This window comes from Cytobacillus sp. EB106-05-05-XG126 (genome assembly GCF_058791715.1).
On sequence record NZ_JBYTDU010000005.1, the window covers coordinates 82,283 to 98,193 of the forward strand.

The 15,911-nt window shown below is 42.5% G+C and carries 16 protein-coding genes; 4 read left to right on the top strand and 12 right to left on the bottom strand.

The window, feature by feature from the left end; genetic code table 11:
- Positions 1-3: 3 nt before the first annotated feature.
- The 5 genes from AC3WTL_RS16315 to AC3WTL_RS16335 form a co-directional block, all read right to left on the bottom strand.
- Positions 4-639 carry an adenine nucleotide alpha hydrolase family protein gene (locus tag AC3WTL_RS16315; RefSeq protein WP_492369748.1) on the bottom strand — a complete coding sequence of 212 codons (636 nt, stop codon included), beginning with the start codon at positions 637-639 and terminating at the stop codon, positions 4-6.
- A gap of 243 nt (positions 640-882) precedes the next feature.
- Positions 883-1,617 carry an amino acid ABC transporter ATP-binding protein gene (locus AC3WTL_RS16320; protein ID WP_048008440.1) on the bottom strand — a complete coding sequence of 245 codons (735 nt, stop codon included), beginning with the start codon at positions 1,615-1,617 and terminating at the stop codon, positions 883-885.
- Positions 1,618-1,635: 18 nt separating this feature from the next.
- Positions 1,636-2,337 carry an amino acid ABC transporter permease gene (locus AC3WTL_RS16325; RefSeq protein ID WP_252219727.1) on the bottom strand — a complete coding sequence of 234 codons (702 nt, stop codon included), beginning with the start codon at positions 2,335-2,337 and terminating at the stop codon, positions 1,636-1,638.
- On the bottom strand, positions 2,324-3,145 hold the full coding sequence (locus AC3WTL_RS16330; RefSeq protein WP_252219730.1) for an amino acid ABC transporter substrate-binding protein: 822 nt from the start codon (positions 3,143-3,145) through the stop codon (positions 2,324-2,326). The genes AC3WTL_RS16325 and AC3WTL_RS16330 overlap by 14 nt, the downstream gene beginning before the upstream one ends.
- Positions 3,146-3,254: 109 nt before the next feature.
- Positions 3,255-4,082 carry a DUF2935 domain-containing protein gene (locus tag AC3WTL_RS16335; protein ID WP_248349510.1) on the bottom strand — a complete coding sequence of 276 codons (828 nt, stop codon included), beginning with the start codon at positions 4,080-4,082 and terminating at the stop codon, positions 3,255-3,257.
- Between the two features lie 128 nt (positions 4,083-4,210).
- Between AC3WTL_RS16335 and AC3WTL_RS16340 the strand changes: the two genes are divergently transcribed.
- Positions 4,211-4,342, top strand: a complete 132-nt coding sequence (locus AC3WTL_RS16340; RefSeq protein ID WP_258751946.1) for a hypothetical protein — start codon at positions 4,211-4,213, stop codon at positions 4,340-4,342.
- 32 nt (positions 4,343-4,374) lie between these two features.
- On the opposite strand, the gene AC3WTL_RS16345 is transcribed toward AC3WTL_RS16340, so the two are convergent.
- From AC3WTL_RS16345 to AC3WTL_RS16360, 4 genes are all read right to left on the bottom strand, one after another.
- Positions 4,375-4,587, bottom strand: a complete 213-nt coding sequence (locus AC3WTL_RS16345) for a hypothetical protein (RefSeq protein ID WP_222499058.1) — start codon at positions 4,585-4,587, stop codon at positions 4,375-4,377.
- Between the two features lie 108 nt (positions 4,588-4,695).
- Positions 4,696-5,274: a peptide deformylase gene (gene def, locus AC3WTL_RS16350; RefSeq protein ID WP_248349511.1), complete on the bottom strand. Its 579-nt coding sequence runs from the start codon at positions 5,272-5,274 to the stop codon at positions 4,696-4,698.
- A 394-nt stretch (positions 5,275-5,668) separates the two neighbouring features.
- Positions 5,669-7,159, bottom strand: coding sequence for a potassium/proton antiporter (locus AC3WTL_RS16355; protein ID WP_048008434.1), 1,491 nt, complete (start codon positions 7,157-7,159; stop codon positions 5,669-5,671).
- A gap of 339 nt (positions 7,160-7,498) precedes the next feature.
- Positions 7,499-8,032, bottom strand: coding sequence for a GNAT family N-acetyltransferase (locus AC3WTL_RS16360; protein WP_492369749.1), 534 nt, complete (start codon positions 8,030-8,032; stop codon positions 7,499-7,501).
- Between the two features lie 270 nt (positions 8,033-8,302).
- On the opposite strand from AC3WTL_RS16360, the gene liaG reads away from it, so the two are divergent.
- Complete coding sequence (gene liaG, locus AC3WTL_RS16365; RefSeq protein WP_252219736.1) at positions 8,303-9,157, top strand: LiaG family protein; 855 nt, start codon at positions 8,303-8,305, stop codon at positions 9,155-9,157.
- A 115-nt stretch (positions 9,158-9,272) separates the two neighbouring features.
- Positions 9,273-9,965, top strand: a complete 693-nt coding sequence (locus AC3WTL_RS16370) for a C39 family peptidase (protein WP_252219739.1) — start codon at positions 9,273-9,275, stop codon at positions 9,963-9,965.
- Positions 9,966-10,175: 210 nt separating this feature from the next.
- On the opposite strand, the gene AC3WTL_RS16375 is transcribed toward AC3WTL_RS16370, so the two are convergent.
- A complete protein-coding gene (locus tag AC3WTL_RS16375) occupies positions 10,176-11,177 on the bottom strand; it encodes an LLM class flavin-dependent oxidoreductase (RefSeq protein ID WP_252219742.1) in 1,002 nt (333 codons plus the stop codon).
- Between the two features lie 141 nt (positions 11,178-11,318).
- Between AC3WTL_RS16375 and AC3WTL_RS16380 the strand changes: the two genes are divergently transcribed.
- Positions 11,319-12,035, top strand: coding sequence for a 3-ketoacyl-ACP reductase (locus tag AC3WTL_RS16380; protein ID WP_048008430.1), 717 nt, complete (start codon positions 11,319-11,321; stop codon positions 12,033-12,035).
- 100 nt (positions 12,036-12,135) lie between these two features.
- Here the strand turns inward: AC3WTL_RS16380 and AC3WTL_RS16385 are convergent, their stop codons facing one another.
- Both AC3WTL_RS16385 and AC3WTL_RS16390 read right to left on the bottom strand, forming a co-directional pair.
- Positions 12,136-15,264 carry an MMPL family transporter gene (locus AC3WTL_RS16385; RefSeq protein WP_252219745.1) on the bottom strand — a complete coding sequence of 1,043 codons (3,129 nt, stop codon included), beginning with the start codon at positions 15,262-15,264 and terminating at the stop codon, positions 12,136-12,138.
- A 96-nt stretch (positions 15,265-15,360) separates the two neighbouring features.
- Complete coding sequence (locus AC3WTL_RS16390) at positions 15,361-15,825, bottom strand: MarR family winged helix-turn-helix transcriptional regulator (RefSeq protein WP_252219748.1); 465 nt, start codon at positions 15,823-15,825, stop codon at positions 15,361-15,363.
- Between the last annotated feature and the right edge of the window lie 86 nt (positions 15,826-15,911).

Here is a 15,911-nt window from a genome sequence, read left to right on the forward strand (position 1 = left end):
TTTTTATTTATCTTCTAATATATTACTATCGACAACACCATGGTGAATTCGCAGCACTTCATGGTTATTTTCCCTTTCTATAACAAAAAAACCATTTGAGAAGTCTGACGATAATTCTTTATAGAAGATGCCCTTTATTCCATTCTCGCGGCTTTCTCCAATGATTAGATGATAATCCGAGCCTTTTTTGACGATCTGGGCCGGCAGCCCTTTATCTGTATCATCGGAAGGATCATGGACCTTTCTGGAAACTTCTGCGACATGAATATCCACCCCATCAAGCAGCTGGAATAATTCATTGACCAGGGAAGGCTTTACCATCCGCTCAAGCTTGGTTTGAACAGCCTGTCCAAGAATAATCTGGGTAATTTTATACTCCTGAACCACATCAGCAATCACCTTGGCTGTTTTTTTGCCTCCAGCATACTTGGAGAGCATCTTCAGCCCGTATTGCTCTGCTAAACTTTCGAACAAGTATTTTGTCTGAAGCTCGTTAAAATTAAACTCTTCCTGTTTCCGGTTTTCTACTGAGAGTATATAGCCCTCTCCCTGAAAAGCTTCCTTCAGTTTTTTTCCTCTCTGGGCCAGTCTTTCCGCATGATTGGGATTGCTTACACAAATTAAAATATTTTCCTTCATTTTAACACCTCTCCCACCGGATTCTATTTTCAGTATAGCACGAATACCATGGAAAAAACCCCGCGGCAAAAGTGCACCCTTGAATATGTTTAAATCAATTAATTATTTTTAGAAAATATGAATAAGAACTTCTCTGCCTGGACATACTAATCCTACAAGTGTAAATCCCCCTTTTTTCCGCTTCCTGTTAAGGAAGCATTTTTTTTTTATAAAATTGACCCCTGCCTTTCTGCAGAGGCCTGTTTATTGAATTAAATTCAGGAACTGGCTGGTGCGCACTTCTTTCGGACTGGAGAATATCAGTTCAGGTCTGCCGCGTTCCACAACAATACCGCCGTCCATGAAAATGACTTCATCTGCTGCTTCCCTCGCAAATCTCATCTCATGAGTAACGACCACCATTGTCATTCCTTCAGCGGCCAGATCCTTCATTACCTTCAGCACTTCCCCAACTAGTTCAGGGTCCAGTGCCGATGTAGGCTCATCAAATAGCATAACCTTTGGCTCCATTGCAAGAGCCCGTGCAATCCCTACCCGCTGCTGCTGGCCTCCTGAAAGCTGAAAAGGATAATAGGCAGTTTTATCCGCTAAACCAACTTTTCTTAAAAGCATTTCCCCCTTTTCCTTTGCCATTTCTTTTGATTCGCCTTTCACTGTAACCGGCCCCTCCATGACATTTTCGAGTGCAGTCATATGCGGAAATAAGTTATAGTTCTGAAAAACCATTCCCGTAAGGCGCCTGAAAGGAGGTATTTGCCTTTTCAAGACCTGCTTAGAAAAGTCGAGGACTTGATCGCCAATAGCAAGCAGGCCTGAAGTAGGCTGCTCCAGTAAATTTAAGCACCGCAGCAAGGTCGTTTTTCCGGAGCCGGATGGCCCAATCACGACAACCACTTTTCCTTTCTTCACTTCCAAATTAATTCCTTTCAGTACTTTCAGCTGATCAAATTGCTTATGCAAATCCTTAATATTAATCATTAATAGCCCTGCCTCTTTTCATGAAGAAATATATCGGTCCAGACGGCGTTCAAGCCTTCCCTGCACGATTGAGAGCATAAAGCAAATCACCCAATATATGAAGGCAGCCTGCGTATATAGAAGCAAAAATTCATAATTCGTTGCGGCTATTTCCTGTGCTCTTCGGAACATCTCTGTAACCAGAATCATGGAAGCCAGAGATGTATCTTTTACAAGACTGATGAATGAGTTGGATAACGGCGGTATCGATACTCTGGAAGCCTGCGGAAGGATAATCCTCTTAAGCGTCTGCGAATAAGACATGCCTATGGAATATCCCGCTTCCCATTGTCCTTTTGGGATTGAAAGGATGGCAGCCCGGATAATTTCAGAGGCATACGCCCCTGCATTCAGCGAAAATCCTATGATCGCTGAAGGGAAAGGATCTATAATGACACCAACCGTCGGAAGCCCGTAAAAAATGATGAACAGCTGCACAAGAAGCGGCGTGCCCCTTATGGCTGATACATAAATTCTGGCTATTGTCTCCAGTGCCTTATTTCCTGAAATACGGGCAAGTGCCGTAAATATTGCCAATGCCAGCCCGCATATAAATGAAATCAGAGTTAATGGGATGGTATAAATAATGGCACCCTCCAGCAATGGCTGGAATGAATTCTTGCCAATCTCTATAAGTCTTTCGATCCTTTCCGGGTTGGTAAAAATACTACTTAAGTACATCTTCGCCAAACCATTTTTCTGAAATTTTCAAGTAAGTGCCATCCTCTATCATTTCGGTCAATGCTTTATTGACTTCATTAACCAATGTATCGCTTCCCTTTCTGAACATTAGTCCGCTTTGGGATGCATCTTCGGATTCATCTGCGATTTTGACTGGAGCGTCAGGCTTATGTTTTTTAAAATCCAAAAAAGACAAATTATCGTTGAGTGTAACATCTGCACGCTTTGAATTAATCAGCTCAATCGCCTGGTTAAATCCGTCTACTCCTACAATTTCTGCTCCATAAGACTTTGCCAGATCAGCATAATTGCTTGTCATAGACTGTGCGGCTTTCAAACCCTCTATGTCTTCAAAACTTGAAACTGAATCATTGGATTCATGTGTAATCAAAACAGCTGCAGAAGAAATATAAGGATCCGAAAAATCGTATTTCTCCTGGCGATCAGGGCGAATCCCCACCTGGTTTGCGATCATATCAAATCGTTTTGAATCCAATCCGGCGAACATGGCATCCCATTGTGTTTCCAGAAATTCCGGCTTCACACCAAGCCTTTTGGCCACTTCCTTTGAGATGTCCACATCAAAACCGGTAAGTTCGCCTTTATCGTCATGGAACGTGAATGGCGGATAAGTGCCTTCCGTTCCTATTAACAGCTTTCCCTCATCCTGCACTTTTGCCCATAAATCCTGCCCCTGCTCTTCTGATGCAGGCTGATCCTGATTGTCCGGGTTTGCTTTATTCGTTCCGCACCCTGAAATGATTAAAACGAAACAGATTAGAACAGCACTAAAAACAGTCTTTTTCATCTGTTTGCCTCCTGTTTAAGAAATGATTTTATTTTATCTTTTCCTAAAGTGCTTAGTTTATAGGAGGCCAAAGAAAAAAACCCTCTTTCTAAAAGAAGGCTTTAGGAAACTAAGAATAAGATGGTTTTTTCAATGAGCATTTAGAAGCCTCTTCCGCCAGTTCAGGAGCATAGAAGCTGAGCTTTTTAATTAAATAGCAGGCTTCAGGGAAATGATGTTCGAGAAATCTCAGGGTTGTTTTATTGAGAATCCTTTTGCCGGAGTATTTCTGGACTATTCCCTTAATGTATTCATTCATTTCAATCACAGCAAGCCCTACATCCCGGGCCATTTCCTGCTGTCGCGGAAACCCTGGCTGCGTAAACCGGAGATATCCTTTCATATGTCTGTTCTGCACCATAAAACCCTGAAAAATCCGGGTATAAATTTCTGCCTGTTCATCTACAAATACCTCAATTGGATCGATTGAATTTCTCAGAAGAACGATGTGTCCCAGCTGATCCTCCAGCCACAAATCCAGCAATTCAAAAAGGGATTGCTGTGGCGGTGTGAGTCCTTTTGCATAATAGGACAGCAGACGCAAATATTCCTGATTTTCACTTAATGTGCCGTTAAAATAAGTTGGTGAAAGATTTAGATTGATTAAATTATTGATTCTCAGATTCTGAAGCTTTCCCTCATATTGAAAATAGCCGTTTGCAATTGGCCATATCTCCAGGGCCATGGCAATTGCCTCCTGAGAGGATGCCTGTATAGACGGAGATAACTGATTAAGCCTATTTCTAAGGTTACGGAAGGCTTGTCTGTATTCATCCGCTCTTTTTACATACTTGCTTTCTGTTGGAGAAAGATAGTCCCGGACAAAAATCGCATGGTCTTCAAGAATCTCCAGCCAAAAGGCATGCTCCTCCCATGGCGTCAATCCTATTTCATTCATTAAATATCCCCCCATCATAATCCTTTTAAATGTATATGCCTTTTAAAAAGGAAAGATGAAGGCCGCTCCGGATAAAAAAGGAGTGATTTAGAAAAAATAAGGTAGCAATCAAAGAAAGGAGAATCATCATGACAAAGAAGTTCAATAAAGGCAGCAATAATCAAAATTCACCAAGAGGGAATCAATCCCCGATCAGCGGTGATAACAGCAAAGGCAATAAGAGGAATAAAGATCAAAAGGATAAGACTGATTTGGATTAAGAGAAAACCGGCTTCCTGTTCGAAGCCGGTTTCTATTCGTCATCACCTGAAATTTTAATCGCTGGCGTGTTGTTATACAGATAGGTTGGAGCCATGTTTTGTTTCTCATTGCGATTATTCATAGCTTCTTGCAATTTTAGATTTGCATCCTCTGTTTCTGTCTTGCTGCTAATTTGGGAGTGCACAGTCAGATCCTCCAGCTTTTCATTAAGCCTGATATTCGTTTCAGCAGTATTATCATTCATTTACCTAATCCTCCTTTTGTTATAGTTTGTTATAAGTTGTTATTAAATATTTACCGCTTTCTGTTTTCATAAAATAAAACAAAAAGCATAAACCCATGGCCTATGCTTCTAAAAGTTCTCCATAACTGAGTTATCCGGTATTTTAAACGGGTCGTTTTTATCAATTCGATCATAAAACATTATTCCGTTCAGGTGGTCGATTTCATGCTGCATGATGATTGACGGAATCCCCTTAAAACGGAGTGTCACTTCCTCGCCATCAAGATTATGTGCTTTTACCTTAATGCGCTCATAACGGGGCACATACCCTTTTACGTCACGGTCTACAGACAGGCAGCCTTCACCCTCTGGAAGAAAAATAACACCGACAGAGTGGCTGATAATTTTCGGGTTAATTACATAATGCTCCTGTGGCTCACCTTTTTCATTGGTAAAATAAGCAGTAAACATGCGCTTGTTCAGGCCAATTTGGTTGGCGGATAGCCCAATGCCCGGACGCAAACCATATTTCTTTGCAACAGCAGGGTCCTGGCTGTTTTTCAAATACTGCATCATCGCAATCAGCGTTCCGCGATCTTCTTCAGTCAAAGGCACTGTGACTTCTTTTGTTACTTCACGCAGGACTGGATCACCCTCACGTACAATATCCTTCATCGTAATGATTGTATCAGCATTAAATTTACTCATAAATAAACAATTCATCTACCTTTACATTTAGTGTTTTTAGATATTTTAGCAAGCTCCAATGTGGGATTGTATTTGTTATTTCTATGCAGTTAATTGTCTGCATGGCCACACTGCATTCTTGAGCGGGCCTTTTCTGAGTTATTCCCAGCTTTTTTCGTATTTCCTTTATTTTATTTTTGATCCTGCCACCTTTTGGGCCGAAACTGATCTTATGGTAGCATTTCAGATGTCAGGATGTCTAATAGTTTAGACATTTCGCAGCTGCACAAAAAATTTTTCCGCGAAAAATTGAAGATAACAGCGAAATTTTGATTTTACCCGCGATTTAACTTCTTTATCCGCAAAAAATGCAAAAATCCAGTGCAGATCCTCTCCACACTGGTTCCCTATTTGACTACGCCTCTGCTTTAACCAGAGTTTCAGCTGGTTTTTTCTTTTTCAGCAGCAGCTTTAGCTCTCTTTTATATTTCCTCTTAGTAAGAATGTAAAGAAAATCTCCCTGCTCAATTTGAGTGTTGCCTGTTGGAGTAATTAACTCGTCTTTACGAATAATTGCATTGACGAGTGCGCCTTCAGGAAATGGAATCTCCATCAGATTTTGACCGATAATGAATGCATCTTCTTCAATTTCAAATTCAATCATTTCAGCATCTGCTTTCCCAAGGGAGACCAATTCCAGGGAATGCATGGGAGTAACCTTTTCAGGCCCAGTCAGACCAAGCTTTTCAGCTAACAATGTAATTGTTGATCCTTGAATAAGAGCGCTGGTCAGTACAACGAAAAAGACAACATTGAAAATCTCGTGACTGCCTTCCACGCCGGATAGCAGCGGAAAAGTGGCAAGCACGATTGGCACAGCCCCTTTTAATCCTGCCCAAGATAAGAAGATCAATTCTTTCATCGAAAAGCCCATTTTAATGGTGGTTAGAAAAACAGCAGCAGGTCTGGCAACAAATATGAGAAGTGCTGAAAGAGCCAGGCCTTTTAGCAAAATGTCAGATTGGAAAAGTTCATTCGGAAAGACCAGAAGTCCTAAAATAACGAACATCGCAATTTGCATCATCCAGGCAAAGCCTTCCGTAAAACGGAAAACAGAGTGGCGATAAGCAATGTCTGCGTTCCCAATCATAATACCTGCCACATATACAGCAAGAAGGCCGCTGCCTCCCAGATAAGCTGTTATTCCATATGTCAGCATGGCAAAACCAGTTGCAAACACAGGATAAAGCCCGCTTGAATCCAAGTTAATTTTATTCAATGACCATATTGCGAACTTGCCAAACAAGAGACCCGCTATTGCTCCTACTCCCATTTGGATAAAGAAGGAACCAACAAGTGAGAAAATGCCCGAGCCGGGAGTCATGATCAGCTCAATCATGGCAACTGTCAGGAACACTGCCATGGGATCATTGGAGCCGGACTCGGCTTCAAGTGTGGCGGAAATCCTGGGCTTTATATTTTGCCCTTTTAATACAGCAAAAACGGCAGCGGCATCAGTTGAACCGACAATCGCACCAAATAGCACCGCGACAGGCCAATCAACACCGAGAATAAACTTTGCAGCCACAGCAACAAGTCCGGTAGTAATAACAACACCTAAGGTTGCCAATGATAAGGAGGGTACAATGACCGTCCGGGCTGTTTTCCAGTTCGTCTGCAGTCCACCTTCAAACAAAATAATGATAAAGGCCAAAACCCCAATCATCTGCGCAATTCTCGCATTATCAAAATAAATGAATTGCCCCAATCCCATTCCGACCGCGATAAACAGAACAAGAGCGGGAACGCCAAGCCGTGCAGAAAATTTAGTTGTCATAACACCAATAATAAAAAGAATAGCAGCCAGCAGGATAAGTGCATCTGTGTGCCAAATAAATTCAGCCAATACGATCACCTTCTTTATTCAGATTTAATCAAAGGATATAGGTTAAAAAAAAATGTTCTATCATTATTGAGGTTTTCTTTTTATTGCAACAGGATAATGCCAGGAGAGATGATGACAGCAGCTCATTGCGAAACTTAGCATGGTGCAGAGCTTCTATTAGAAAGAAGTGACAGTGAGTCGCTGGCTTTGTTTCCAATATAAGATTAACTTTTGCCGCTTCCACTGTATTTATCGTTTTTTAATGTAACATAAATATATCATATCATATATTATGTTACATCACACTTCATATGCATGCTTTTTCTAAAAAAAAATCGGACTTGCCCTTAGGCAAATCCGCTAAATTTCTTTAGATAGATGGATCATCCCAGCTTCCATTTTAAATTCCTTATAACCGCAGCTTTTATAGAGGTTTACCGCACTATCCCAGGCAATATTTGTTTCCAGGACAACTTTTATGTAACCGGCTGCTTTAGCATGATCCTCCAGTTTCCGTACCATCATTCGGGCAATGCCCTGACCCCGGAATTCCTTTTTTACAGACATTCGCTGCAGCCTGCACAACCCATTGCCTTCATTGGTAATTGCACCCGTACACACCAGTTCATTATCAATTAAACCAGCCAGAAAAAGAGCACCTTCAGCGCTGTATGTTTCTGTAAGGCTGTTCAAATCAGGATTTAACGAATGGTCAATAAACCCGAAGCGTTCCAGGAATCCATTCAAAATTAATTCTTTTGCAGCAGTTTCGTGATCTATTGAGATCGGAACAATCTTTATATGCGATTTAATCCTATTCACCTCAGCAGCAGTCAGCTTTTTATCGCATACCTCAGGCTTGCCGACATTTCCAATAACACTTATGATTTTCATAGATTCTCCTGTTTTTTCCTTTTATAATAAGATATTAGCAGTGAAAAGAGAATTCTTTTTAGAGAGTTACTATAGACAGAGCTCCTCTCTACAACATCTGCTACAGTGTATATATTCAAGTTTGCACATCTTTCGCCGGACAATAAGCTATATATTATATTCCGTAAGACTCAGGTCTTAGCTGAAATTAAACCTGGGGCTCAATGTGCATGAATGGAGATTAGCATAAAATATAATTAAGAAATTATTGAGGGAAAGCAGGGATTCATAGTGAAAAGGATCTTCACCATTTTTATCATTTTAGTCTGTTCCTATTTGCTCTTTACCGGCGTGGGCAGCTGGCTCAGCTTTGGAGGAAGCAATATTGAAGCTTCTCTCAGCAAGAGGACAAATACTATCAATATAGATGTATCAAGCTCAGATACAGTCATTATTCCTGAAAAGAGAAATGATGTTAGAGCGGAGCTTGACGGTAAAGGCAAAGTGACCGTAAATAAGTCTGGAAACGAAATTCGTGTAGAATATAAAAGAAAGTGGCTGGACGGCTTTCAGTTTTTCAACAGCAAAAGCAATCTGAAAATTTATATTCCTGAAGATTTCAATAAATCCATGTCCATTGACATCGGTTCCGGCCGTTTGAATTTCGCCGGTGAATCTGAGAGCAAGCCTTTCGAGCTTGAGAGCCTGGATGTTAATATGAGCTCGGGAAAAGTCAGCCTAGCCAATATTAAGACGAATGAATTTGAACATGAAGGCTCTTCGGGAATGATGGATGCAGACCACTTATTTGCCCGTTCAGGCGAAATAGATATGAGTTCAGGCAAAGTGAAGCTCCGCAACTACCAGGGCAAGCTTGATGCCGGGGTCTCATCTGGACAGCTCGATATAATGATCGGAAAACTGATTGACTCTATTAAAGTTGAAGCCAGTTCAGGCTTTGTCCGCCTTGACTTGCCTGATGATGCAGACTTCACCTTAAAAGGCAAAGCAAGCAGCGGCCATATCAGCAGCGATTTTAAATTGGATGATGAAAAGCGCGATAAAAATGATATTTCCGGCAAACATGGATCAGGAGAACATGATATCCGCATCTCTGTATCCAGCGGGAAAGCCGAAATTAATTAAGTCCGGGAAACCGGGCTTTTTTTGATGCAGAATGAGGATTAAGGCTCCACACTATAGGGAAATAGGCTTATACCAATTATTTTGACAAGCGAAATTTCACAAAGGAGTGTGAATCTTGAAGAGAGCTATTTTACTCACATTCATCCTGCTGGCAGGCTGTTCTTCACCATCCTGGATTACCGGCCAGCACAGTGAAACCGAATCCTCAGAACAGAGAGACGGAAAAGTATTAATTGATGCCCCTCATTATTCGCAATTGCCTGAGCTTGAAAGAGGATGTGAGGTAACCAGTCTCAGTATGCTCCTGAATCATGCTGGAAAAGAGACAGACAAAATGGAATTAGCGGACAAAATAAACCGTGTTCCTTTCGAAAAAGATGGCTATCGGGGAAATATTCATAAAGGCTTTGTTGGCAATATGCAAACATTGGATGAACCGGGACTCGGCGTATACCATGAGCCTGCTGCAGAACTGGCTGAAGGCTATCTGCCCGGTAAAATTGAAGACCTGACAGGCAGCGGATTTGATAAAGTAATTAAACAGCTTGATGATGGCAGACCAGTCTGGGTGATCATCACCAGCACTTACGACGTATTGCCTGAATCGGAATGGGAAACCTGGGAAACAAAAGATGGTCCGGTCAAAATAACTTATAGAATGCATGCTGTATTAGTCACAGGCTATGATGAAGATCATATCTATGCAAATGATCCGCTTAAGGATAAAAATACACAATACCAAAAGGATAAGTTTATTGCCGGATGGGAACAGATGGGAAGACAGGCAATCACTTATGTGGATAAATAAAAAGACGGCCATGAATGGGGATAACATTTTGTCCCCATCATGTTTACCTATGTGGATAACTCTGTTGTCTCCATGAATTATCCACGCTGTGTGGATGAAACGGGCAAAAAACAACTCTAATTGTGGATACTTCTGAAAAATTCAAAAAATCAATGAATTAGTTATTCACATTTTGAAACAGCGGGAAATCAATTTGTGGATTACAAATTCTCAACTTAATCCGAAAGCTTCAGCCAGCATTGTGTATGAATTCAGCTTGCCCTGAAAATCATGAATATTGGTGATGATCATAAATTCATCTGTTGAGTAGATTTCGCTGAGCAGCTGCAATTCCTCTTTTATTTTTCGAGGAGTACCAACCAGCATTCTTTTGCGGTTTTCAGCTATTTTCTTCTTTTCCGCATGTGTGAGCTGGATACTTTCAGCAGATTCTGTGCTTGGGATTAATCTCGTATCCCTCCCTTTTTCAACTGCCAGAAGCCACATATCCTGGCTCAATGCCAGCTTTTCAGCCTCTTCCTGTGTCTCAGCGCATACAATAAAAATACACACATTTGCTTTCGGTTCAGCCAAAGCTGCTGAAGGCTGGAATTGACTGAAATATGTATCCATTGCTCTCTTTCCATTGGCAGGATTGATAAAGTGCCCATACGTAAAGGCAGCTCCCACTTCCGCAGCCAGCCTTGCTCCGCGATGTGTGATTCCAAGAAGCCACAATAGTGCAGGGTCTTCAGCCTCTGGAAAAGCTTTGACTTGCTGATAAGGATGTCCTTCTGGAAGCTCCTTGTTCAAAAACCCCTGCAAATCCCTAAGCTGTCTCGGAAATTCTTTCAGACTTTTCCTTACGCCATCTGTCAGGGCAAGCCGGGTGGATGCGGATCCTCCGGGGGACCTCCCAACGCCCAAATCGATTCTTCCAGGAAATAATGTCTGGAGAACATTAAAATTTTCGGCAATTTTATAAGGACTGTATTGCGGCAAAAGTACTCCGCCTGAACCAACCCTGATTTTGCTGGTGCTTGATGCAATATGTGAGATAAGAATTTCCGGTGAGGAGCCAGCCATTCCATTCGAATTATGATGCTCAGCCACCCAAAAACGAGTGTAGCCAAGCTGTTCTGCCATTTGAGCCAGATTGACTGTTTTACGAAAAGTTTCAGCGGCAGTATCCCCTTTCGCCACGACTGATTGATCCAATACACTGAGCTTCACTAAATCTCCCCCTTTCAATGAAGTGATCTTATCATAATGCCTGCAGCTTCCTCAAACGTGTCAGCTGCGCAAGCGGTTTATTAGGAAATTCACCTCCTTTCTGGTAGTATATGAATGATTTTTTTTAGAGGAGGAAAAACGATGCATACATTAAAAGGCAAAACAGCTCTCATCACGGGAGCAGGCAGAGGAATTGGCCGTGCAGCAGCCATCGCGCTCGCAAAAGAAGGCGTCCATATTGGTTTGCTTGGCCGCACGATTGAAAATTTGGAAAAAATGGCGGATGAACTTAGCCAGTACGATGTGAATGTATCTGCTGCAGCAGCCGATGTTGCCGACCTTGAAGCTGTTACTCATGCAGTCGAGCATATTAAGTCAGACCTTGGCTCTGTGGATATCCTGATTAACAATGCCGGAATCGCCAAGTTTGGAGGATTCCTGGAGCTTTCTCCCGCTGAGTGGGAAAGCATCATCAAAGTCAACTTAATGGGTGTTTATAATGTTACAAGAGCCGTTCTCCCTGAAATGATTGAACAGAAGTCCGGAGACATTATCAACATTGCATCCACAGCAGGCCAGAAAGGTGCGCCTGTCACCAGTGCATACAGCGCATCCAAATTTGCCGTTTTAGGCTTAACAGAGTCCCTGATGCTTGAGGTTAGAAAACACAATATCCGAGTTAGCGCGTTAACTCCAAGCACGGTTGCCACTGACCTTGCGATTGAAACAAACCTGACAGACGGCAACCCTGAAAAAGTCATGCAGCCGGAAGATCTGGCAGAATTCATGGTAGCACAGCTGAAATTGAACCCTCGGGTGTTTGTGAAAACAGCCGGCATGTGGTCGACAAATCCATAAGTTTTAGCTGAAAGCCCCAATGCTGATAATTGGGGCTTTATGCTTCTTCTTAAATTTAACCATCAAAAAAAGACTGCCATAAAGACAGTCTCAGCTTAAATTAATTTGCACTTCTTTTAAACGGCCACCAGTTTGCCTGACCGAAGTTTTTGACCATGACTGGTATAAATAGCGGAAGCACGACCAGTGCGTAAAGCATTAATCCAATCAGAACGATGGACGCGATCTGCAATAGCGACAGCATTCCGGACGGCATCATTGCAGCGAATGTTCCGCCTAGGATTACAGCAGCTGATATAATAACAGTGCCCATCTTTTTCATGGATAACAACATTGCATCTGCGATTGAAAGGTCACGATATTCATTAAATCGATCCATTAAGAAAATGCTGTAGTCAACGCCAAGTGCAACGAGAATAACGAAAGCAAAGAATGGAACCGCCCAGCTGATGCCTGTATATCCAAGCAGATTCACAAAAATCGCTTCGTTCATTGCCATACTTGTATAGTAGGTCAGAATTAATGAACCAATTAAATAGATTGGCATGATAATAGACCTGAAAAGGAACACAAGGATGATGGAAATGCCCAGCAGCATCAATACGACTGTACGGGAATAATCCTGATCAGACATTGTGCTTAAATCAGCATTGGTACTTGTAATCCCGCCTACTGCGACAACCGCATTTTCAAGCTTAGTCCCCTTTGTCGCTCTTTCCACAGCTTCCTTAATCTCATCTACCTGGTTAATGGCTTCATTAGAATAAGGATTTGCTTCAAGCACAACATCCATTGTCATGACTTTACGGTCCTCAGACAAATAGACATCAAACACCTGGGCAAATTCTTCATCCTCCAAAACCTCAGGCGGCAGATAGAAACCATCCATATTATCCGAGTTTGAAAGACCTGCCAGGTAATCCTGTGCCGAACCTAGTCCTTCAGATACCTGCTCAAGCCCATCTGCACTCTGGCCAAGGCCATCTGTCAGCTGATTGATTTGTCCGCCAAGATCGCCAAATCCGGCAAGAAGCTGTTCCTGTCCTCCATTGATTCCGGCTAAACCATTTGTCAGCTTTGGAAAATTATTAACGATTTGTCCCTGGCCGTCTGCAAGCTGATTGAGTCCTGCCTGCTGGGCTTCGATTCCTTTAATAAGCTGCTGGAGCCCTGAAGCTAATTCCTTTTGACCGGATATGGCGGTTCCGAAGTTTTTATTTGCTTCCGCCAAGCCGTTTTGCAGCTGTGTTAACCCCCGATTAGCAGCATTGATACCTTCTGAAACTTTTGGAAGCTGCTGCTGAAGGCCAGCTACTTGACCTTTGATTGCTTGGTATTGAGGGTCTTGGGCCAACTCGGGGTCCTTGGTTTCAACATAGCCAAACAGTGCTTCATTTGCCTGTCTGATGCCATCCGACAACTGATTTAAGTTCGTCTGGATTTCTTTATAGCCTGCCATTAAGGAAGGAATGGCCTCTTCTGCTGACTGATACCCAACTAGCAGCTGCTGATATCCAGCGAGAAGCTCTTCGGCACCGGCCTTGGACTTTTCCAATCCCTCTTTAATTTGATCTGAACCTGCAGACCCCTGACGAATACCATCTTCGATTTTTGCCAGGTTTGTCTGAATTTCACTAAGACCCGACTTGATTTCATTAGTGCCGGAAATCAAGTCATTGATTCCTTTTGTGGCATTCTGCAGCTCAGGTTCTGATTTGGACAGTTCGCTGCTTGCTTCATTCAAGCCATCTGAAATTTTGTTCAGTCCATCTTTTCCTTCCCCAAGTCCTTCTTCAAGCGTTTCAGCTTGTTTAGCAACAAAGAAGTCTTCGATCGGCTCTCCAGTTGGTCTTGTAACAGAACGGACTGTATCCACCAGATCTACTTTTTCGACCTCCCGGCTAATTTTTTCTGCCAGGCCTACATATTCTGCTGAATCCATTTCCTCATCGTTTTTCAAGACGATCTGCGTCGGCATGGATTCTCCCGGTCCAAAGCTGTCAGCTATGGCATTAAACGCCTTAATGGAATTAACATCCCCGCCGATTTCCTCAAGGGAGTTGTAGGAAAGGTCTCCGTCATACGTCACCAGGAATGGCACACAAACAGCTGCCACGATAAGCAATGCCAGGAATGGACGCGCCAGCGAGAATCGGCCGGCCGTACCCCATAGCTTGCTTTCACCATGCTCGGCACTCTTTTTCGAAGGCCAGAAAATTTTCTGTCCCAGCACCGCCATAAAGAATGGCACAATCGTAAATAAAGCAATTAAGAGGATCGCTACACCAATGGCCACAGCTGCTGCTGACTGGTAAAGAATAAACTGCGAGAAGCCAATGGCAGCAAAGCCAATCATAACAGCCAGGCCGCTGAAAAATACTGTGCGCCCCGCATTGCGGTATGTTGCCACAATGGCGTCCGCTGTGCTTTCATTATAGGAAAGCTCTTCTTTAAAACGGCTAAGCAGCAGGATACAATAGTCTGTTCCAATCCCAAACAGAATCGCTACAAGGAAAATTTGGGTATAGTTTGAAATCGGAAAATCCAGCTTATCTACTAAAAATGCCACAATGGATTGTGAAGCAAGATAAGTGAATCCCACTGTCAGGAGTGGAATAATTGGCGCAACCACTGATCGGAATACGAGCAGCAAAACGACCAGAATAAAGACCACTGTGATCCCTTCCGTCTTTTTCAATCCTTCCTGAGAACTGTTCATTAGATCTTCATTAATCAGCCATTCACTCGTATAATAGTGATCTACCTCAGCATCATCAATAGCTGAATAAAGCTCTTCACTCAGCTCTGCTGGCTCACGATCGTTCCAGCTTACATTGACAGAAGCAAGAATCGACTTGCCATCCTCTGAAACAAGCTGTTCTTTTAAGCTTTCTTCATTAAAATGGGTAAGAATTTCAGTAATGCCCATTTCTGAACTTTTGTCTTCAAGCGTCCGGATAGCTTTCTCCGCTTCTTTGATTTCTTCTCCTGTGAGCTTTTGATCATTATGAAAAACAAGTGCGACCTGGGTCTCATCCCCGCCGCCTTCCTGTTTCTGCACCTCTTGCATGATATTCCCGGCAAGTGTGGATGAATATTCTTCAGGAACAGTAATCTGCCCTTTATCACGGACCAGATCAGCCATGTTTGGCGCTGCCATAAATAAGCCGGCAGCCACTGCGATCCAGACGGCAATGACAAGCCATTTTCTTTTAATAATTGAATACACTTTTTAATCCCCCGCTTTGTTTTCTGATAAAGAGAAGCCGATACTTTTCCCCCGCAGATTGTTAGTCTTCCGCCATATTCTTCGATTGCCAGGAGTCTAGAGGCGGCAGTCTTTCTGCCCGTTAGGCTGCGATAATACTTTATCCAATTTTTCAAAGGTTTCAATGAACTGCTGAATTTCAGCCTGATCAAATCTGTTTATCAGTGACTCTACAAGATTATGAATCTTTTCTTCTGCTTTGACATACAGCTCATTCCCTTTTTCGGTAAGTGTCAGATAGACTACCCTGCGATCATTTTCATCACGTGTCCGCTGAATCAGACCCTTTTCCCACATGCGCGTAATCATGGCTGTGATCGCACTCTTTTTTACATCAAACACTTCCGCAAGCTCTGACGAAGTACAGGAGCCTGCCTGATTTATGTACCTCAGAGTAAAATGCTGATCATTGGTCAGATCGCTGCCAATCTGATTTTTCACGAGTGACGCAGCCTTTTTCTCAACAGAAAAAGAAACGGCAATATACCGGTCGACCAAATCCTTAATGTCTGGCACACTCACTTATATATTCACCTCACAGTGTGATTATTCTATTATTTAACTGTTCAACTGTTTAACTATTAACGTAGTTAACTTTAATATAGGGA